Annotated in this window: 18 protein-coding genes; 10 read left to right on the forward strand and 8 right to left on the reverse strand. The window is 66.2% G+C overall.

From position 1 onward, the window contains the following. Positions 1-1,179 carry a VWA domain-containing protein gene (locus CQ039_RS11265; protein ID WP_105563892.1) on the reverse strand — a complete coding sequence of 393 codons (1,179 nt, stop codon included), beginning with the start codon at positions 1,177-1,179 and terminating at the stop codon, positions 1-3. Between the two features lie 20 nt (positions 1,180-1,199). Then, complete coding sequence (locus tag CQ039_RS11270) at positions 1,200-1,727, reverse strand: GNAT family N-acetyltransferase (protein WP_105563958.1); 528 nt, start codon at positions 1,725-1,727, stop codon at positions 1,200-1,202. Between the two features lie 221 nt (positions 1,728-1,948). Between CQ039_RS11270 and CQ039_RS11275 the strand changes: the two genes are divergently transcribed. Further along, positions 1,949-2,587, forward strand: coding sequence for a histidine phosphatase family protein (locus CQ039_RS11275; RefSeq protein ID WP_105563891.1), 639 nt, complete (start codon positions 1,949-1,951; stop codon positions 2,585-2,587). A gap of 64 nt (positions 2,588-2,651) precedes the next feature. On the opposite strand, the gene CQ039_RS11280 is transcribed toward CQ039_RS11275, so the two are convergent. Beyond that, on the reverse strand, positions 2,652-2,978 hold the full coding sequence (locus CQ039_RS11280; protein WP_105563890.1) for a GIY-YIG nuclease family protein: 327 nt from the start codon (positions 2,976-2,978) through the stop codon (positions 2,652-2,654). Positions 2,979-3,085: 107 nt separating this feature from the next. On the opposite strand from CQ039_RS11280, the gene CQ039_RS11285 reads away from it, so the two are divergent. The 5 genes from CQ039_RS11285 (at position 3,086) to CQ039_RS11305 (ending at position 8,140) form a co-directional block, all read left to right on the forward strand. Beyond that, positions 3,086-3,343, forward strand: coding sequence for an exodeoxyribonuclease VII small subunit (locus CQ039_RS11285; RefSeq protein ID WP_105563889.1), 258 nt, complete (start codon positions 3,086-3,088; stop codon positions 3,341-3,343). Continuing rightward, the gene (locus CQ039_RS11290) at positions 3,343-3,699 is read left to right on the forward strand and encodes a tRNA-binding protein (protein WP_105563888.1); all 357 of its coding nucleotides are present in this window, start codon (positions 3,343-3,345) and stop codon (positions 3,697-3,699) included. Before CQ039_RS11285 ends, CQ039_RS11290 begins: the two co-directional genes overlap by 1 nt. Before the next feature lie 2 nt (positions 3,700-3,701). Next, the gene (locus CQ039_RS11295; protein WP_105563887.1) at positions 3,702-4,607 is read left to right on the forward strand and encodes a polyprenyl synthetase family protein; all 906 of its coding nucleotides are present in this window, start codon (positions 3,702-3,704) and stop codon (positions 4,605-4,607) included. Positions 4,608-4,672: 65 nt separating this feature from the next. After that, complete coding sequence (dxs, locus tag CQ039_RS11300; protein ID WP_105563886.1) at positions 4,673-6,583, forward strand: 1-deoxy-D-xylulose-5-phosphate synthase; 1,911 nt, start codon at positions 4,673-4,675, stop codon at positions 6,581-6,583. 324 nt (positions 6,584-6,907) lie between these two features. Next, positions 6,908-8,140, forward strand: a complete 1,233-nt coding sequence (locus CQ039_RS11305; protein WP_105563885.1) for a cation:proton antiporter — start codon at positions 6,908-6,910, stop codon at positions 8,138-8,140. A 62-nt stretch (positions 8,141-8,202) separates the two neighbouring features. On the opposite strand, the gene CQ039_RS11310 is transcribed toward CQ039_RS11305, so the two are convergent. Then, positions 8,203-8,979, reverse strand: a complete 777-nt coding sequence (locus CQ039_RS11310) for a PhoH family protein (protein ID WP_105563884.1) — start codon at positions 8,977-8,979, stop codon at positions 8,203-8,205. Between the two features lie 299 nt (positions 8,980-9,278). On the opposite strand from CQ039_RS11310, the gene CQ039_RS11315 reads away from it, so the two are divergent. Continuing rightward, a complete protein-coding gene (locus CQ039_RS11315) occupies positions 9,279-9,809 on the forward strand; it encodes a gamma carbonic anhydrase family protein (protein ID WP_105563883.1) in 531 nt (176 codons plus the stop codon). A gap of 153 nt (positions 9,810-9,962) precedes the next feature. Beyond that, positions 9,963-10,853, forward strand: a complete 891-nt coding sequence (locus tag CQ039_RS11320; RefSeq protein WP_233190250.1) for a hypothetical protein — start codon at positions 9,963-9,965, stop codon at positions 10,851-10,853. 129 nt (positions 10,854-10,982) lie between these two features. Here CQ039_RS11320 and CQ039_RS11325 read toward each other — a convergent pair whose 3' ends face one another. From CQ039_RS11325 to hfaA, 4 genes are all read right to left on the reverse strand, one after another. Next, positions 10,983-13,865, reverse strand: coding sequence for a pitrilysin family protein (locus CQ039_RS11325; protein WP_105563881.1), 2,883 nt, complete (start codon positions 13,863-13,865; stop codon positions 10,983-10,985). Positions 13,866-14,000: 135 nt separating this feature from the next. Beyond that, positions 14,001-15,260 (reverse strand): holdfast anchor protein HfaD, encoded by a 1,260-nt coding sequence (gene hfaD, locus CQ039_RS11330; protein WP_105563880.1) that lies wholly within the window; start codon positions 15,258-15,260, stop codon positions 14,001-14,003. Further along, positions 15,187-16,206: a holdfast anchoring protein HfaB gene (gene hfaB / locus CQ039_RS11335; RefSeq protein WP_105563879.1), complete on the reverse strand. Its 1,020-nt coding sequence runs from the start codon at positions 16,204-16,206 to the stop codon at positions 15,187-15,189. The genes hfaD and hfaB overlap by 74 nt, the downstream gene beginning before the upstream one ends. Continuing rightward, positions 16,206-16,640 (reverse strand): holdfast anchoring protein HfaA, encoded by a 435-nt coding sequence (hfaA, locus tag CQ039_RS11340; protein ID WP_105563878.1) that lies wholly within the window; start codon positions 16,638-16,640, stop codon positions 16,206-16,208. Before hfaA ends, hfaB begins: the two co-directional genes overlap by 1 nt. 111 nt (positions 16,641-16,751) lie before the next feature. Here hfaA and CQ039_RS11345 point away from each other — a divergent pair, with 111 nt between their 5' ends. Beyond that, positions 16,752-17,420, forward strand: coding sequence for a rhomboid family intramembrane serine protease (locus CQ039_RS11345; protein WP_105563877.1), 669 nt, complete (start codon positions 16,752-16,754; stop codon positions 17,418-17,420). Between the two features lie 65 nt (positions 17,421-17,485). Continuing rightward, positions 17,486-17,914, forward strand: coding sequence for a CBS domain-containing protein (locus tag CQ039_RS11350; protein WP_105563876.1), 429 nt, complete (start codon positions 17,486-17,488; stop codon positions 17,912-17,914). The last annotated feature ends 263 nt before the right edge of the window (positions 17,915-18,177 follow it).

Genomic DNA, 18,177 nt, shown 5'->3' on the forward strand with positions numbered 1-18,177 from the left:
CTAGCGTGTCAGCGCCCGCATGGCCTTGTCCAGCCCGTCCAGCGTCAGGGGAAACATCCTCTGGTCCATGACTTCGCGGATCAGGCCGACTGACTGGGTGTAGCTCCAGTAACGCTCGGTGACGGGGTTCAGCCACACCGACTTGTCCCACTGCTGACGGGCGCGTTTCAGCCAGACGGCGCCGGCCTCCTCGTTCCAGTGCTCGACCGAGCCGCCCGGCATGGTGATCTCATAGGGGGACATGGTGGCGTCGCCGACGAAGATGGCGCGCCAGTCGCCGGGGTATTTGTTCAGCACGTCCCAGGTCGGGATCTTCTCGTTGTGACGCCGCCGATTGTCCTTCCACACCCCCTCGTAGAGGCAGTTGTGGAAGTAGAAGAATTCCAGGTTCTTGAACTCGGTCCTGGCCGCCGAGAACAGCTCCTCGCACAGCTTGATATGGCCATCCATCGAGCCGCCGATGTCGAGGAACAGCAGGACCTTGATGGTGTTGCGCCGCTCGGGCCGCATCTGGATGTCCAGCCAGCCCTGACGCGCCGTGCCGTCGATGGTGCCGTCCATGTCCAGTTCTTCAGCCGCGCCTTCGCGGGCAAAGCGGCGCAGACGACGCAGGGCGACCTTGATGTTGCGGGTGCCCAGCTCGACCGTGTCGTCCAGGTTCCTGTATTCGCGCTTTTCCCAGACCTTGACCGCGCGGCCATGTTTTCCGGGGCCGCCGATGCGCACGCCCTCGGGATTATAGCCGCCGTGGCCAAAGGGGCTGGTCCCGCCCGTGCCGATCCAGCGGTTGCCGCCCTCATGCCGGCCCTTCTGCTCTTCCAGACGCTGTTTCAGCGTCTCCATCAGCTTGTCGAAGCCGCCCAGGGCCTCGATCTGGGCCTTCTCCTCGTCGGTCAGGAACTTCTCGGTCAGCAGCCGCAGCCAGTCCTCGGGAATATCGGTGGTCAGGTCCTCGCCCGCCCCGACCGTCTCCAGCCCCTTGAACACCTTGGCGAACACCTGATCGAAGCGGTCATAGTGTTTCTCGTCCTTGACCAGCACCGCTCGCGACAGATGGTAAAAGGCCTCGACCTCCCGCCCGGCCACGTCTTTGTCCATGGCCTCCATCAGATGGAGCCATTCCTTCAGCGAAACGGGAACACGCGCTTCGCGCAGGGCGGTGAAGAAGGGCAGGAGCATGGGATCAGACTGGGCCGCGATCAGCCCCGCCGCAAGATGAACTCGTGGTCGTTCCAGGCGCCGACCGGATAGTCGTATTCGCCAGCCTTCGCGAAACCATAGGCGGCATACAGCTTCTGGGCCTTTTCGTTGCCGCTCCAGACGCCGACCCACAGGGGGCCGTCGGTATTGGCCTCCATCCATTCCAGGGCCAGCTTCAATAGCTTGGTGCCCAGCCCCAGGCCTTGCGCGTCGCGTCCGATGTAGAGGCGGCGCAGTTCGGCGTTTCCGGGGCGCGCGTCGGGATGGGGCAGGGTGTTCGGGCCGGTGTTGGCGAAGCCCAGGATCTCGCCGTCGCGGTCGGCCACCCACCAGGCGGCGCCAGGCTCGGCCAGCTTGGTCTGGATGGTCTCGACGCTGAAGCTCTTGTCGAGGAAGGCGGCCAGGTCGTCGGCGGGGTAGGGGATGCCGAAACCGGTGACAAAGGTGTCCACAAACGTCTGTCGCCCCAGCACGGCCAGGGCGGCGGCGTCGTTGGGGCGGGCGGGGCGGATCAGGGCTTCGGTCATGGCTTCGGCCATAGCGCCGTGAGACGCGGCGGTCGAGGCCGTAGAGCCCGCTCGCGAGGCTGTCATCGCTTGGTGGTTGCAGGGGCGCGCGGCGGGAGCTACCACCATCTTCCAAGGGGCGGACGACATGCCTGCCCCGTCAACCGCAATCGGGGGGATTGAGGGACGCCAAAGCCTTGATTTCAAAGGCCGCTCCCCGTGCTATGACGTCTCCCGCTCTCATGACACACACCGAATCCGCAGCATCGACGCCCAATGAGGCGCCCCGCGCCGCCCAGGCGGAGCCGGCTGTCGGCGCGATCATCCTGGCCCGACACGGCGAACCGGCCCTGTCGCGCAAATGTATGATCACCTCGGATCAATACCGTGACTGGTGGGGTCGTTATGAGGTCGGCGGCCTGCGCGCCGGTCAGACCCCGCCGCAGACCCTGCTGGCCGCCGCAGAGGGCGCCGGCGCCATCTACGCCTCCTCCCGTCTGCGGGCCCAGGAAACGGCCCGCGCCGTGGCGCGCGACCGTGAGGTTCTGGTCGACGCCCTGTTCATCGAGGCGCCCCTGCCGCCGCCGCGCTTCCCGTCGTGGATCAAGCTGTCGCCGCGCTACTGGGGCGTGATCTCGCGCTTCTGGTGGCACGTCTTCAACCACCATGAAGGCCAGGAAACCCGCGCCGAGGCCGAGGTCCGCGCCGATCAGGCCGCTCGCATCCTCATCGCTCGCGCCGGCGAAGGTCAGGACGTTCTGGTTCTGGCCCACGGCTATTTCAACCACATGGTCGGCCAGAAGCTGAAGGCCCACGGCTGGCGTCTGGCCCACAACCAGGGCTTCAAATACTGGTCGCAGCGTCGCTACGAGAAGCGCTGAACCTGAAAGGGTTCGTCACCCTCGGGCTTGTCCCGAGGGCCTATCGCGGCTTCCGGCTCTCGGCCTAGGGATCGTGTCGCCAAACCGGCGCTGCAAACCAGGGCAGGGACAGGTCTTCCCAATGCCGGTTGTCCCGTTCGATCAGGTTGATCTTCCAGTCGCGCACATAGTGTTTGATCAGCTTTTCGCGCCGGATCGCGTCCGTAATGGCCTCGAAGGGCTCGAACCAGACCAGTCTTTTGAGATCATGCGTCTTGGTGAAGCCAGGAAACGCGCCATCCCGATGCTGCTGAACCCGTTGATAGAGATTGCTCGTCACGCCGACGTACAGGGTTCCGTACGGTCGGTTGGTCACGATGTAGGCGGCGATGAACGGGCGTTCTCGTTCCATAGCGAGACAGTGAGGCGACATGGGCCCTCGGGACAAGCCCGAGGGTGACGAATATGGAGGCTTTCGTCGTTGATGCGCCGCGCGGGCGTCTCTAGGTTGCCCGCATCATGACCGACGCCTCCGCTTCCCCCGCCGTTTCCGCCGATCTCAGCTTCGAGGACGCCCTGTCGCGTCTGGAGGGCATCGTCTCGCGCCTGGAGTCGGGCCAGGCCCCGCTGGAAGAGTCCATCGCCCTCTACGAAGAGGGCGCACGTCTGAAGGCCCACTGCGAGGCCCGCCTCAAGGCCGCCCAGCTGCGCGTTGAGAAGATCGTCGTCGGCGCTGACGGTCAGGCCAAGGGCGTCGAGCCGGCCGAGTTCGGCTGATGTCCGACGCCGCTATCGCGCCGCTGATCGGCTTCGACGACTTCATGAAGGTCGATGTCCGCATCGGCCAGATCATCAAGGCCGAGCCCTTCCCGGAGGCGCGCAAGCCCGCCTACAAGCTGACCATCGACTTCGGTCCCGTGATCGGCGTCAAGAAGTCCTCGGCTCAGATCACCCATCACTACACCCTGGACGACCTTCAGGACCGCAAGGTCGCGGCGGTGGTCAACTTCCCGCCGCGTCAGATCGGCCCGGTCAAGTCCGAGGTCCTGACCCTGGGTTTCCCCGACGCGGACGGAAATGTCGTCCTGGCCGGGGTCGACCGCGACCTGCCGCTGGGCGGGAGACTGTTTTGACCATGCTCGCCGCCAACTCCCCGGAACAGGCCGTCATCGACCGCGTGGCCGAGATCGCCGATCTGGTCACCGTCGCCCTGGACGAACTGCTGCCTCGCGCCGACGGCCCCGAAGCCCGCCTGACCGAGGCCATGCGCTACGCCGCGCTTGGTCCCGGCAAGCGGCTGCGTCCCTTCTTCGCCATCGAGGCAGGCCGGATGCTGGAGGTCGACGAGCGCGCGGTGTTGCGCGCCGCCTGCGCCCTGGAATGCGTCCACGCCTATTCGCTGGTGCATGACGACCTGCCGGCCATGGACGATGACGACGTGCGTCGTGGGCGTCCGACCCTGCACATCGCCTATGACGAGGCCACCGCCATTCTGGCCGGCGACGCGCTGCAGACCGCCGCCTTCGACATCATCCTGGACGAAGACACCCACGACGATGCCACGATCCGTTGCGAGCTGGCGCGACGTCTGTCCTTCGCCTCGGGCGCACGCGGCATGGCTGGCGGTCAGATGATCGACCTGCTGGGCGTCCGCGACGACCTCGGCGGCGTGGCCCGGATGCAGCGCCTGAAGACCGGCGCCCTGTTCGCCTACGCCTTCGAGATTCCGCTGATCATCTCGCGCGGCGGCGAAGACGCCTGGCACGCCCTGACCAGCTTCGCCCACGACGTGGGGCTGGCCTATCAGATCATCGACGATGTTCTGGACGCGGAGGGTTCGGCCGAAGAGATGGGCAAGGCCGCCGGCGGCAAGGACGCGGCGCTCGGCAAGACCAACTTCGTCACCCTGCTGGGCGTCGAGGCGGCGCGACAGAGGGTCGCGCACCTGGCCGATCAGGCCCGCTCCCACCTTGACCTGTTCGGTCATGAGGCCGAAGTCCTCAAGGCCAGCGTGGACTTTGTGCTCAAACGCCGGTCCTGATAGGAAACGCGCCCGCCTCCCGCGGGTTAGAATATGACGTCCTGCGTCAAAGGCCCCCGATACCCATGCCCCACACCCCGCTTCTCGACACCGTCAAGTTTCCCGCCGACACGCGGGGCTTGGACGTTCATCAGCTGAAGCAGCTGGCGGACGAGGTGCGGGCCGAGACCATCGACGCCGTCTCCGTCACCGGCGGCCACCTGGGCTCGGCGCTCGGCGTGGTCGAGCTGACCGTCGCCCTGCACCATGTGTTCGAGACGCCGAAGGACATCCTGATCTGGGACGTTGGCCATCAGTGCTATCCGCACAAGATCCTGACCGGGCGGCGCGACCGTATCCGCACCCTGCGTCAGGGCGGCGGCCTGTCGGGCTTCACCAAGCGGGCCGAGAGCGAATACGACCCCTTTGGCGCAGCCCACGCCTCGACCTCGATCTCGGCCGCGCTCGGCTTCGCCGCCGCGCGCGACGCCAAGGGCGAGAAGAACCGCGTCGTGGCCGTCATCGGCGACGGCTCCATGTCGGCGGGCATGGCCTATGAGGCGATGAACAACGCCGCCGAGGCCACCCACGGCCAGCTGATGGTGGTGCTGAACGACAACGACATGTCGATCGCCCCGCCCGTCGGCGGCATGAGCGCCTACCTGGCCAAGCAGGTCTCGGGCGGCGCCTATCAGAACATCCGCAAGGTCGGAAAGAAGTTCGTCGACCATATGCCGCGCCCCTTCCGCGACGCAGCGCGCAAGGCCGAGGAATACGCCCGCGGCATGATCGTCGGCGGCACCTTCTTCGAGGAGCTGGGCTTCTACTACATCGGGCCGATCGACGGTCACGACATGGAGAACCTGGTCCCCATCCTGAAAAACGCCGCCGCCATCACCGACCGCCCGGTTCTGGTTCACGTCGTGACGCAAAAGGGCAAGGGCTACGCCCCGGCCGAGGACAGCGCCGACAAATACCACGGCGTGGTCAAGTTCGACGTGGTCTCGGGCAAGCAGGCCAAGGCCGTCTCCAACGCCCCCAGCTACACCAAGGTCTTCGGCACCGAGCTGATCAAGCACGCCCGGATCGACCCGTCGATCGTCGCCATCACCGCCGCCATGCCGACCGGCACCGGGCTGGACCTGTTCGGTCAGGCCTTCCCCGACCGCACCTTTGACGTCGGCATCGCCGAGCAGCACGCCGTTACCTTCGCCGCCGGTCTGGCCGCGGACGGGATGAAGCCGGTCTGCGCCATCTATTCGACCTTCCTTCAGCGCGGCTATGACCAGGTCGTCCACGACGTGGCCATCCAGTCCCTGCCGGTGCGCTTCGCCATGGACCGCGCCGGTCTGGTCGGCGCCGACGGCGCGACGCACGCAGGCAGTTTCGACATCGGCTTCATGGGGGCTCTGCCCGGCATGGTGCTGATGGCCGCCGCCGACGAGGCGGAACTGGCCGCCATGATCTCGACCTCGCTGGCCATCGACGACCGCCCTTCGGCCTTCCGCTATCCGCGCGGCGACGGCGTCGGCGTCGAGATCCCCGAACTGGCCGCCCCGCTGGAGATCGGCAAGGGCCGCATCGTCCGCGAAGGCACCTCGGTCGCCATCCTGTCGCTCGGCACCCGTCTGCAGGAATCGCTCAAGGCCGCCGATATGCTGGCGGCACGCGGCGTCTCGGCCACGGTCGCCGACGCCCGCTTCGCCAAGCCGCTGGACGCCGACATGATCCTGCGTCTGGCGCGCGAGCACGAATGCCTGATCACGGTGGAAGAGGGCGCCATGGGCGGCTTCGGCGCCTTCGTCCTGCAACTGCTGGCCGAGAAGGGCGCGCTGGACGGCGGTCTGAAGATCCGCACCCTGACCCTGCCCGACGTCTTCCAGGACCAGGACAAGCCCGAGGTCATGTACGCCCAGGCCGGCCTCGACGCCGACCACATCGCGGCGACCGCCCTGACGGCTCTGGGCGTGGACGCCAGCCGGGCCGTTCGGGCTTAAATCTCTTCCTTCTCCCCTTGCGGGAGAAGGTGGGCCCGAAGGGCTCGGATGAGGGGTTTCTGGCGGTTGGATGAAGGCCGGTCATCGGCACGTGTCGCGAGACCCCTCATCCGTCAGCCTTCGGCTGCCACCTTCTCCCGCAAGGGGAGAAGGAACCGGCGTCGCACCTCGCCTTCCGCGACCCGTCGTCGCGCACGCAACTTTGACTGTTTCATATCGGTTTCATCCCGGTAAAATGGGCATGAAAGCCTTGCCGTGGCGGCCTTGCGCCCCCAGATTGAGGTTTCCAGTCCAAAAAGAACCTTCACCGACGCAGGAGCGCCGATGCCGCATGCCGACAGCCTGATCATCACCCTGGTCGGAGGCTTCGTCCTCGCCTTCGTGTTCGGCATGTTGGCCAATCGGCTTAAGCTGTCGCCCCTGGTCGGCTATCTGGTGGCGGGGGTCGTCGTCGGTCCCTACACGGGCGGTTTCGTCGCCGACACGGAGTTGGCGCCGCAACTGGCCGAGATCGGCGTGATCCTGCTGATGTTCGGGGTCGGGCTGCACTTCTCGGCGGCGGACCTGATGAAGGTGCGCAAGGTCGCCATTCCCGGCGCCCTGGTTCAGATCGGCGCGGCGACCGTGCTCGGCTGGGGTCTTGGGCGTCTTCTGCTCGGCCTCGGCGACGTCGAGGCCCTGCTGCTGGGCTTCTCCTTGTCCGTGGCCTCGACCGTGGTCCTGCTGCGCGCGCTGGAGGAGCGTAAACAGCTCAAGAGCGACGCAGGTCGCATCGCCATGGGCTGGCTGATCGTCGAGGACCTGGTCATCGTCGTCGCCCTGGTCATGATGCCGCTGTTGATCATCGCGCCCGGCGAGACGCTGAGCGGTGTCGAACTGGCCAAGTCTATCGGCTGGACCCTTCTCAAGGTCGCGGTCTTCGTCAGCGTCATGTTGGTGATCGGCGCCAAGGTCTTGCCCTGGGTGCTGGTGCGGATCGCCCACACCAAGTCGCGCGAACTGTTCACCCTGGGCGTGTTGGCCATCGCCCTGGGCATCGCCTGGGTCGCCTACTACCTGTTCCATTCCTTCGCCCTGGGCGCCTTCCTGGCCGGACTGGTGCTGAACAGCTCGCCCCTGGGCCACAATGCGGCCGAGCGGTCGCTGCCGCTGCGCGACGCCTTCGCCGTCCTCTTCTTCGTCTCGGTCGGCATGCTGTTCGACCCCATGATCCTGGTGCGCGAGCCCCTGGCCGTCCTGGGGGTTCTGGGCATCGTCATCGTCGGCAAGTCGCTGGCGGCCCTGGCCATCACGACGGCCTTCAAGCTGGACCGTCCGACCAGCTTGACCGTCGCCGCCGCCCTGGCTCAGATCGGCGAATTCTCCTTCATCCTCGCCGCCATCTCGGTGTCCCTGGGCGCCATGAGCCGCGAGACCCACGACCTGATCCTGGCGGCGGCCCTGCTGTCGATCTCGCTCAATCCCTTCGTCTTCGCCCTGATCGACCGGATCGGCGGTCGGGTGATCACGCCGCCCAAGAAGGATGAGCCCAAGGCGACCCTGGCCGACGTCATGTAAAGAAAAGAGGCCCGACGATCGCTCGCCGGGCCTCTTCCGCATCCGCGTCCTGTTAGGGGGGCTTACAGGACGCCGATCATGCTCGCGACCAGGGGATGGCGCACGATGTCGCGTTCGGCCAGACGGACCACGGCGATCTCCGGCACGGCCTCCAGCCGCTCGGCGATGTCCGACAGGCCCGACACGCCGGGCAGAAGGTCCGACTGCTGCGGGTCGCCGGTCACCACCATGGTCGAGTGCCAGCCCAGCCGCGTCAGCAGCATCTTGAGCTGGACGTAGGTGCAGTTCTGGGCCTCATCCACGACAATGAAGGCGTTGTTCAGGGTGCGGCCACGCATATAGCCGATGGGGGCGATCTCGATCAGACCCTCAGCCATCAGGGCCTTGACGCGCTTCATGCTGAGGCGGTCCGACAGGGCGTCGTAGAGGGGGCGCAGATAGGGGGCCAGCTTGTCCTCCATGTCGCCGGGCAGGAAGCCGATCGACTCCCCGGCTTCGACGGCGGGACGGCTCAGGACGATGCGGCCCACCTTGCCGGCCTCCAGCGCCTCGACCGCCTTGGCCACGGCCAGATAGGTCTTGCCGGTGCCTGCCGGGCCCAGGGCCAGGACCAGGTTGTGGGCGTCGACCGCGTCCATCAGCTCGGCCTGGCCGTCCGACTTGGGCTTCAACGTCTTGAGGTAGCCTTGGTCACGTTCGTCGTTCGAGGGATAGGGAGACCAGCCGTTGCGGGGCGGCAAACGCCGCACCTTGGCGTCCTGCAGGAACTCCCGCGAGTCCAGAACGCCTTCACGGACTTGATGCTTGATGGCCGAACGCTTGGTCATGAACGCCTCCAGGGCATGAAAAAAGGCGCGCCCGGCAGGGACACGCCTTGGTCGTCGGTGGGGGAGGAAGGGGCCGGAAACAGACGGCGGCCGCCGGGATCAGTCGCCGGGTCGTCGCCGCAGCAGAGGCGTCGTCCTGGAACCGGTCGCGAACACGCCACGCGCATTCTCCAGTATCTGACCGGACCGGGCTTGATCCGGCTTCGGATCCGGGGGCGAAATGGCGACCTCGAATCGCATCAACAGAATGATGCTAACGTAGTTTATGAGGGCTTAAAGCCATCATTTTCTGAAACATAGGGCGTGTTCGGATGAGTGTTTACAGTCTAGGCGACAGCAAGCCACAGCTTCCGCCGGAGGGCGAATACTGGATCGCGCCGAATGCAACGGTCCTAGGGAATGTGATTCTGCATCCCGGCGCCAGCATCTGGTTCAACACGGTTTTGCGAGGCGACAATGATCCCATCGTGATCGGCCGCGACAGCAATATTCAGGACGGCAGCATCCTGCATACGGACGTCGGCTCGCCCCTGGTGATCGGGACAGGCGTGACCGTGGGGCACAAGGCCATGCTGCATGGCTGCACCATCGGCGACAACAGCCTGGTCGGCATCGGGGCGGTGATCCTGAACGGGGCGAAGATCGGGAAGAACTGTCTGATCGGCGCCAACGCCCTGATCACCGAGGGCAAGGTCATCCCTGACAACAGCCTGGTCATGGGGCAGCCCGGCAAGGTGGTGCGGGAACTGGACGAGGGACAGATTGAGGCTCTGCGGATTTCGGCCCAGCACTATGTCCAGAACTGGCGGCGATATGTGCGAGACCTCCGTCCGCTGGCCTGAGGTTGCACGGCGGGCGCGTCAGGATGGGACACTCCTGAACCACTGGTCGGTGCAAGCGCAACGGAAACGCAAGGCTTTTGCTGTTTCATCGCAAATTGAACCGGCCCGCGATTTGCAAGGCGGGCGGCGAAGAACAATGCAGGAGCCCAACCCATGCGGGTGCGGATCAAGACTTTGCTGGCTGCGGCCGGGGCCTTTGTCGGCCTGATGGCGATCGCCGACACGGCTGCGGCCCAGTGCGGGGGCAATACCTGCCAGCCGCCGCCGCCTCCGCCGCCGCCTCCGATCCCCGGCGGCCCGTGCGGCGGAGGCGGCTGCCAGCCGCCGTCGCCGCCTCCGATTTCCGGCTGTGGTCCTAGAGGTTGTCAGCCGCCTGTCGTTCCGCCCTGCTGCGGCTCGGGCGGCAACGTCAACGTGAACGTCAATGTGAACGCCAATGCGACGGCGCGCGCCTTCGCCGGTTCGCGCAGCGGGGCGACGGTGATTGTCGGGGGTGGCGGCGGCGCCTACTTCAACGTCGATCAGCCCTATCCCACCACGATCCAGGGCCTGTCGGTTGAAGGCAAGACCATGGAAATGGTCCGCGTTCCCTATACGGCTTCGCGTCGCATGGAGAAGCGCGTGGTCATCCAGGCCGTCTGCATCGACGATCGCGCCGTGCCGCACCCGGCCTCGCAGGTCCGTCCCGGTCGCGACGTGGCCATGGACTACGAAGGCGAGCTCTATCGCTGCATCGCCGGCACCAAGCTGCAATGGACCATCGCCGACGAGGCTGGCGGTCCGGGCGAGACGATCAACTGTAACAAGCGCGAGGCCCTGTGGTACGGCCGCGGCGGGCAACTGGAGTGCCGTCCCGAGAAACAGGAGCGGGACTGCAACGAGCGTTCGCTGCTGCGCCGCTATGGCGCGGGCGTGAAGGTGCTGACCATGATCCGCGAGGAATCCTACACTGAATATCGTGAGGAAATGGTCGAGACGGCCGGGGCTGTGGCTTCGGGCGCGGTGATCATGCTGGACGGCGGCGTCGGCGGTCGGGTCTTCTGAATAGGCCGTTCAGCCTGGCGTCAGGCAGGCTGAACTAGATTTCGTCCATCGACTCTCCGTCGATAGGCCAAAAGACTTGGGGCCCCGATCCAGCGGATCGGGGCCCCTTTTTCGTCCTGACGTCGCGGCTTACTGGGCGGGAGCCTTGTCCGAGACGACCTCGGCCTTCCAGGCTGTGTTCGCCGTCAGATACTGACGGGCGGCCGCCTGGATGTCGGCGGGGGTGAAGGATTCCAGATCGCTGATGTGGGTCTGGATCTGTTCCAGCGAAGCCGGCTTGGCGGCCAGGTCTTCGAGTTGGCCCAGCCAGTACTCGTTGCCGGCCTGGCTGCGACGCAGGGACTCGATAACCGGCAGACGCGCACGATTCAGTTCATCCTCGCTGACCGGAGCGTCGCGCAGCGAAGCGGTGATCGCATCCACAGCGGCGTAGAAGGCTGGAATCTTGTCGGCCGCCGTTTCAGCCATCACGAAGATGGAGCCATAGCCCTTGAACACGTCCGACGAGGAGGAGGAGACGCGCGGCGAATAGGCCAGGGCCTGCTTCTCGCGGATTTCCTCCAGCACGCGCAGCTTGAAGACCTCGGACAGGATGCTGACCTTGCGCGCCTCGGTGCGGTCATCGACGGCGTCGGTGGTCGGCCAGGCGACATAGCCCAGGGCCTGTTCCGCCGGACCGGTGTGGGTCAGGCGCACCGGCTGGGCGGTCGGCGCCGGGAAGCGACGTTGCTCCGAACCCGGCAGCACCTGGGCGGCCGGGGCGCGGGCGGGCAGGGCGGCGAAGGTCGAGGCCACGGTCTTGATGGCGTCATCGACCGTGACGTCGCCGACCATGACGATGTCGATAGGGCCTGACGACAGGCCCTGGGTCAGGCCCTGCTTCAGGTCGTCCAGGGTGAAGGCGGCGATCTCGGCCGCCGACGGCACGGCTTCACGCCTGTCGCCGCTGGCCAGCAGGCCGGAGGCCTGAATGCCGAAGGCGCCGCCGGGCGTGGCCATCTGTTGGGCGATGATCTGCGGGAAGAAGGCCTTGATCTGCTCGAACGGCGCGGCGCGCAGGCCGGGATCGGTCAGATAGGCGGCTAGCACCTGCATCTGCAGTTGCAGATCGGCCGGACGGGTCGCGCCCGACAACTGATAGGCGTCGCCGTCGATGGCGAAGCCGGTGCTGTAGATCTTGCCCGTCAGAACGCGGCTCAGTTCGTCAGCCGTCAGCTTGCCGAGACCGCCCTGGGTGAAGACCATGGGCGCCAGCATCTGCGGGGTGAAGCGGTCGGTGGGCAGGCCTTCTTCACCGATGCCGGTGCGAACCGAGATCAGGATCTGTTGATCCTTGAAGGCTGTGGGCTTGACCGTCAGGCGCACGCCGTTGGGGAAGTTGACGACCGTGGCGCCGACGGCGGCGACCTCGGTACGGCTGGCGGGCGTCGCGGCGGCGCCGAAGTCGGCGTAAGGCCATTGCAGTTCAGCCTGTTCGGCGCGGGCTGTGACGGGGACTGCACGGCTGGCTTGCAGGGCGGCGGTGACCCCGGCCTCGCCGCCTTCGATGGCTTCCGGCGTGATCACCAGGGCCAGGGGGCCTTGACCCTCGAACACCGTCTTGACGGCGGCGTCGACCTGGGTCGCCTTGAGGTCCTTAACCGCCGCTTCGAACAGGGCCAGGTTGGTGGCAGGGGCCGAGAAGACCAGGTCATCATTGGCCGCGCCGAGAAGGGCGTTGGCCAGCCCCGGCGTGCTGCGGGTGGCGGCGGCCTGGACGGCGTTTTCCAGCGCCGTGCGGTTGTTGGCGATCTCGCGATCCAGTTCGACCTGGGTGACGCCGAACTGCACCAGGCGGCGCTGTTCCTGGTCGATGGTCTCCAGCGCACGCGTCAGGCCGCCTGGATTGAAGGCGGCCGAGATGGAGCCGATGTCGACGCTGTCGAACAGGCTGCCGCTGCCGGCGCTGGCCTGGATGAAGGGCGGGTTGTCGGCGCGGGCGATTTCGCCCAGGCGGCGATTCAGGACGGCCAGCCCCAGGTTCTGCAGCAGGCTGTCGCGACGTTCCGCAACCGTGTCGGGGTCCAGATCAGGATTGCGGACCCAGTTCAGTTGGATCGACGACTGGACGCCGGGTTCGACCAGGATGCGGGTCTCGGGCGAGCGCGGAGCGACGGTTCCCAGATCGGGATTGGGGCCGTCCGCCGCCTTGGGCTTCCAGTCGGCGAAGGTTGCGCGGATCTTGGCTTCCATCTGATCAACGTCGAAGTCGCCGACAGCGATCATGGTCGCGCGTTCGGGGCGGTAATAGGCGTCGTAGAACTCGACGAAGCGTTCACGCGGGGCCGAACGGATGATGCTGAGGTCGCCGATCGGCAGGCGATTGGCCAAGCGTTGGCCGGGCGCGAGCAGAGCGATCTGGGCTTTCAGCGAGCGCAGGCCGGGGGTGTTGCGCAGGCGTTCTTCGCCCTCGATGACGCCGCGCTCGGCGTCGATGTCTTCGGCCTTCATCAGGGCTTCGGACACCTGTTCGCGCATGATCCGCAGCGAAGTGTCGACCGTCTCGTCATTGGTGCGCGGCAGCTCCAGCGTATAGGCGGTCTGGTCAAAGCTGGTGAAGGCGTTGGTGTCAGCGCCGAAGGCCAGGCCCAGGCGTTCCAGAATACGCAGCAGTTCGTTCTCGGGCACATTGGTCGTGCCGTTGAAAGCCATGTGCTCCATGAAGTGGGCCAGACCCAGCTGGTCTTCATTCTCCATCAGCGATCCGGCGGCGATGCGCAGCCGCAGCGAGGCCTGACCCGGCGGCGTGGCGTTCTTCAAGATGGCGTAGCGCATCCCGTTCGGCAGGGTGCCGAAACGGACATTGGAGTCGGCGGGGATGTCGCTGGTGGCCTGAGCCCAGGGTTGTGACGGTTGAGCGTCCTGCGCGACGACGACCGCAGGGGGCGTCAGGGCGACGGCGGGCAGGGCGGCCCCGCCCAGCAGGGCGAGGCTGGAGGCGGCGAGCAGCAGCAGGCGGCGAGGGGATCGCATTCAGTATAGTCTCCGGACCGTGCGATCAGGCTGCCCCCGGGACTGACTGCGGCCCTGCACGTTGGTCGCGTGCAATGGCATATGCACGTTCGACCAAAGTGACAAAGGTCCTTGACTGTCTCAAGTTACCGAAAGTTAATTTCCGCCGGTCCGTGTGACATAGAAGGTCGCTGCGTTGCCGACGGCGTTGGCGCCGGCGATGACATTGCGGCCATTCCCGTTGATGGTCGTATTGGCGATGGCGCTGACATTGCCCGTGTTGGTCTGGACATTGCGCGCGTTCAGATCGCCGCCGCATTCGGCGCAGGCGTAGCCGGTGATGGAGTTGCCTGCTGCATTGGCCCCGACATAGGCGTCGTAACCCTTCTGACCGACGAACGAGGCCGTGGCCTCGACGCCGCCTGTGTTCATCTGGGTGTTGTCGATGTCGACATAGATGTCGTTGTTGCCGACGGTGACGTCGTTGGCGACGGCGCTGGCCGTGGCGGTCGCCTTGCCGAAGTCATAGGAGCTGAGTTGGACGGCGCCCCGAATTCGGGCGCTATTGTCCTGATCGGTGGTGGTGATCAGCGAGCCGCCCTGATTGTAGAAGCTGGCCTGGTTGCCGCCCGCATGGGCGCGCGCCGCCAGGTTCCAGCCGTTGCCGGCATGAATGCCCGTGCCAGCCTCGACCATGGCGCCGGACGAACGTTGGCGCACCTCCAGTTCCTGGTTGGTCGATGGGCCAGAGGTCGCCTGAACGGCGTTGGCCATAGCCTGGCTGGAGAAGTCGGCCGGATCGCGAACGAAGCGGGGCGAGGCCTGATTGGTCGCGCGCACCTGGCCCGTCGTGGTCTGATCAATGGAGCCGACCAGGGAGGCGCGGTCGCTGCCAGAGCCGTTGCCAGCCAGTGCGACGGTGTTGCCATAGGCGCCGACAGCGATGGTTCCTCCGCCGACCATCCGTGCGTCCTGGCCGGTGATCAGGCTGGACGCGGTCACGTCGCCGCTGGCGGACTGCGTCGCGTCTATGCCCATCTGGGCCCGGGTCGCGGTGCCGGCCAGATAGTTGCCGCGCGCCTGGGTGACGCTGGTGACCAGGCCATTGGTGTCGCCGCCCAGCGTCATGGTGGTCGAGGCCGAGGACTCGCCGCGCATGTCCTGTGTCGAGCGGACGTCCACCGCTTGGCCGTCGGCGCCGCCCACCAGGCTGTTGCCCTGGGCGGCGGTGGACGCCGTCACCTGATCGCTGACGTCGACGACGTTCAACGTCTGCCCGGAGATTATATCGCCGAGCTGAATTTGTTCATTCAGGACCAGACCGCGGTCCTGGGCCGCGACCTCAGTAGCGGCCGCGGCGTACATCGCCGTCGCGGCGATCGTGCCAGCGAGACGGATCCGCGCGAGTCTGACCATTGTTCGTGTCCGTGTTTGCATAGGCGGGGTAGTAGCCGCCGGTCGGGCCGACGGGAGAGTCGCCCAGAGGATCATTGGCGGGGTTGAGGCAGACCTCGGGACCCGGCGCACCATAGAGATTGGCCATGAACTCGACCGTGGCGCGCTCCACCAGGGCGCGGACGGCCAGTTGAACCGGCTCCAGGCCGCTGGTGCCGGCCGAGATGTCGAAGACGTTGCCGTTCAGGAAGTCGAACACGCCCGCCGACACTTCGCGACCGACGATCTGCTTCTGATAGGAGACGACATCGACGACCTCGAGCGTGGTGGTCTGCACCAGGCGCAGGTCGATGGCGATGTTCATAACGAAGACCTTGCCGGTCAGCAGGCCCGATCCGCCGTTCTGTTCGACCTCGCCGCCGGCGATGTCGAAGCCGCCCGAGCGGATGTTGTAGTTCACCTCGGTGATGCCGCCGACGACATAGAAGTCCGAGCCCGGCACCTGGCCGGCCAGGATGCGGCGATAGGCGGCGTCCTGCGGCGCGCCGTTCGGCAGGTCGTCGCTGATCAGCTTGTTGTTGGCGTAGCGCAACTCCAGCTCGGACACCGAGGTGTCGTAGCGCTCGACGATGCGCGCGCCGGCCTTGGCCAGGGCGGTGTTCGTCATCAGGGAGGCGCCCTGGGTGATCTGGCGCCCGCCGTCCGAGGAGATGGAGCCCGTGTAGTCGCTGATCCGGCCGACCGCCATGCGCGGCGAGGGCAGGTTGTAGCGACGCGCATAGTCGGCCAGGCAGTAGAGCGCGGTCGAATAGGGGGTCGGGTTCGACGTCACCGGGGCGTTGCCGATCGGCGTGGCGTAACGGCCCGAGGGGCCGGCGCTCGTGCTGGCGCAACCGGCCAGGACCCCGGCGACGGCGGTCAGGACGGCGGCGACCCGCAACGGACGATGGAGGCGATGTGGGGTCATCAGAAGTTCAAGGTCCCGTTCAGGGCGGTGCCGGCAGTGATGTTGCCGGTATTGGTCTGGTTGGAGTTGATCACGACCGTGTTCCGGTTGCCCTGGACCACGACGTTGAGGCTGTTGCCGATGGCGGTCGCGCCGCCAATGGCCGTGCCATTGTTGGACGACCCAGCGCCGGCATAGCCGCTGGACACGCCGGCGGACGAACTGGAATAGCTGCTGGCGCCTGACTGGATGATGCCGTTCACGACCAGCCGGTTGCCGTTGGCGTCGCGGGTCGAGCCGCTGGAAGCCTGGGCGGTGGTGTAGCGCGAGGCGCCATAGCCGGCCTGGAACTGCGCAGCGCCGGCCGAACCCGTCGACTGCGCGGATGCGGCGCCGGCCGCCATTGCGGGCAGGGCCAGTGCGGCGACGGTCAGGATCAGTCTTTGGAACAGCATGCAGGATTCCCCAGCGGCGATACGGGGTCGCCAAGCAACCCGCGTGCCAGTTTGGAACCTGGGTCTTAAGATCGGCTTGAGATTGCGCCGGTCTTTGTCCATCAAGCGCCTATGCAGAACCCTACCGATGACCCGATCCACCCGCCGCGCGAACGGATCTTCAACGCGCCCTTTCTGCCGGTGTTGATCGCCGCCTCAATGCCCGCCCTCTATTGGTTTCAGGAGCGTTTGCCCGATCAGGGCATGTCGATGGCCTTTCGCGCCGCAGATCTGTGGCGAGGCCAGTGGGCGGGCCTCTTCACCTCCATGTTGCTGCATGGGGGATGGGCGCATGTCGCTATGAATGCGGTCGGGGCGCTGGCGTTTGGCACGCCGGTGGCGCGTCTGCTCTCTCGCGGGTTCGGCCCGTTGGCCTTCATCGCCCTCTATGTAGCCAGCGGCGTCGTGGCGGCTTTCGGCTATGGCCTGTGCCATCCGGGGAGTGAAAGCAGCCTGGTCGGCGCTTCGGGCGCGGTCTTCGGGCTGATTGGGGCGGCGACCCGTCTCATGGGGGGACACGGACGTGTCCTACCCCTGTTCCAATCCGGGGTTCTGAAACAGGCGGCGGCCTGGATGGCCGTCAATCTCATCGTGGGACTGGTGGGACTGGCGCCGGGCGCAGCCGGCGCCAGCATCGCCTGGGAAGCACACGCTTTCGGCTTCGTCGTCGGAATCCTGGCGATTGGACCTTTGGGGCGCCTCTTTGGTCCGCGGCTGGATTTGCGTCAGGCCGGACTCTGAGCGATCCTGTCGGCGTAGCGGCCGGTCCGCGGTCGTCTCCCATCTTGAAACGGGAAGGAACCGCCATGCTGGTCGCCGAGATACTCAAGGGCAAGGGGCAGGCTGTCTTCACTCTGTCGCCCGACACGTCCCTGACCGAGGCCTGCGCCGAACTCGACCGCAAACGCGTCGGCGCCCTGATCGTCTGTCAGGGGGACGACGTGGTCGGGGTGCTCTCTGAGCGGGATATAGTGCGCGCTGTCGCACGGGACGGCGTCGCGGCTCTGTCGCAACCGACGTCCCATTATATGACGACCGAAGTGATCTTCGCCGAGCCGGGCGAAACTGTGGCTGTGCTGATGGGGCGCATGACGGATCGCCGCGTGCGGCACCTGCCGGTGCTGCGTGAACGCCAGCTGGCCGGGGTCGTCTCTATCGGCGACGTGGTCAAATGCCAGATCGCTGAAGCGAAGCAGGAGGCGGAAAGTCTGCGCACCTATATAGCGGCAGGGTAGGCAAGATGCGGACTCGCGTTCGTTGAGATAGTTCGCATTTCTGTCATTTGAGGGTTGTGGACTCGGGTGGGTGTCCGTATATCCGCCGCTCGCTTGGAAACGGGCGGGGCGCTGGGGCCGGAGACGGGCTTGGCGAAGTGGATTTGGGAGCTTTGGTTTCCGGGTTTGCGGAAAGGCTGAAAAGCCTGGTTGACAAGGAGATCGGCATTCCTTAGATAGCCGCCTCCGCCGGGGCCTTCGGGTTTCGGGAGTGTTGAAAAAGT

Origin of the sequence: Brevundimonas sp. MYb52 (genome assembly GCF_002979535.1) — a bacterium.
In the GTDB taxonomy this organism is placed as follows: Bacteria; Pseudomonadota; Alphaproteobacteria; order Caulobacterales; family Caulobacteraceae; genus Brevundimonas.

What these genes read in the sequence shown, in the direction of transcription:
- CQ039_RS11265 (WP_105563892.1), bottom strand. Translation starts at nt 1,179, where the DNA reads ATGCTCCTGCCCTTCTTCACCGCCCTGCGCGAAGCGCGTGTTCCCGTT.
- CQ039_RS11270 (WP_105563958.1), bottom strand. Translation starts at nt 1,727, where the DNA reads ATGACCGAAGCCCTGATCCGCCCCGCCCGCCCCAACGACGCCGCCGCC.
- CQ039_RS11275 (WP_105563891.1), top strand. Translation starts at nt 1,949, where the DNA reads ATGACACACACCGAATCCGCAGCATCGACGCCCAATGAGGCGCCCCGC.
- CQ039_RS11280 (WP_105563890.1), bottom strand. Translation starts at nt 2,978, where the DNA reads ATGGAACGAGAACGCCCGTTCATCGCCGCCTACATCGTGACCAACCGA.
- CQ039_RS11285 (WP_105563889.1), top strand. Translation starts at nt 3,086, where the DNA reads ATGACCGACGCCTCCGCTTCCCCCGCCGTTTCCGCCGATCTCAGCTTC.
- CQ039_RS11290 (WP_105563888.1), top strand. Translation starts at nt 3,343, where the DNA reads ATGTCCGACGCCGCTATCGCGCCGCTGATCGGCTTCGACGACTTCATG.
- CQ039_RS11295 (WP_105563887.1), top strand. Translation starts at nt 3,702, where the DNA reads ATGCTCGCCGCCAACTCCCCGGAACAGGCCGTCATCGACCGCGTGGCC.
- dxs (WP_105563886.1), top strand. Translation starts at nt 4,673, where the DNA reads ATGCCCCACACCCCGCTTCTCGACACCGTCAAGTTTCCCGCCGACACG.
- CQ039_RS11305 (WP_105563885.1), top strand. Translation starts at nt 6,908, where the DNA reads ATGCCGCATGCCGACAGCCTGATCATCACCCTGGTCGGAGGCTTCGTC.
- CQ039_RS11315 (WP_105563883.1), top strand. Translation starts at nt 9,279, where the DNA reads ATGAGTGTTTACAGTCTAGGCGACAGCAAGCCACAGCTTCCGCCGGAG.
- CQ039_RS11320 (WP_233190250.1), top strand. Translation starts at nt 9,963, where the DNA reads ATGCGGGTGCGGATCAAGACTTTGCTGGCTGCGGCCGGGGCCTTTGTC.
- CQ039_RS11325 (WP_105563881.1), bottom strand. Translation starts at nt 13,865, where the DNA reads ATGCGATCCCCTCGCCGCCTGCTGCTGCTCGCCGCCTCCAGCCTCGCC.
- hfaD (WP_105563880.1), bottom strand. Translation starts at nt 15,260, where the DNA reads ATGGTCAGACTCGCGCGGATCCGTCTCGCTGGCACGATCGCCGCGACG.
- hfaB (WP_105563879.1), bottom strand. Translation starts at nt 16,206, where the DNA reads ATGACCCCACATCGCCTCCATCGTCCGTTGCGGGTCGCCGCCGTCCTG.
- hfaA (WP_105563878.1), bottom strand. Translation starts at nt 16,640, where the DNA reads ATGCTGTTCCAAAGACTGATCCTGACCGTCGCCGCACTGGCCCTGCCC.
- CQ039_RS11345 (WP_105563877.1), top strand. Translation starts at nt 16,752, where the DNA reads ATGCAGAACCCTACCGATGACCCGATCCACCCGCCGCGCGAACGGATC.
- CQ039_RS11350 (WP_105563876.1), top strand. Translation starts at nt 17,486, where the DNA reads ATGCTGGTCGCCGAGATACTCAAGGGCAAGGGGCAGGCTGTCTTCACT.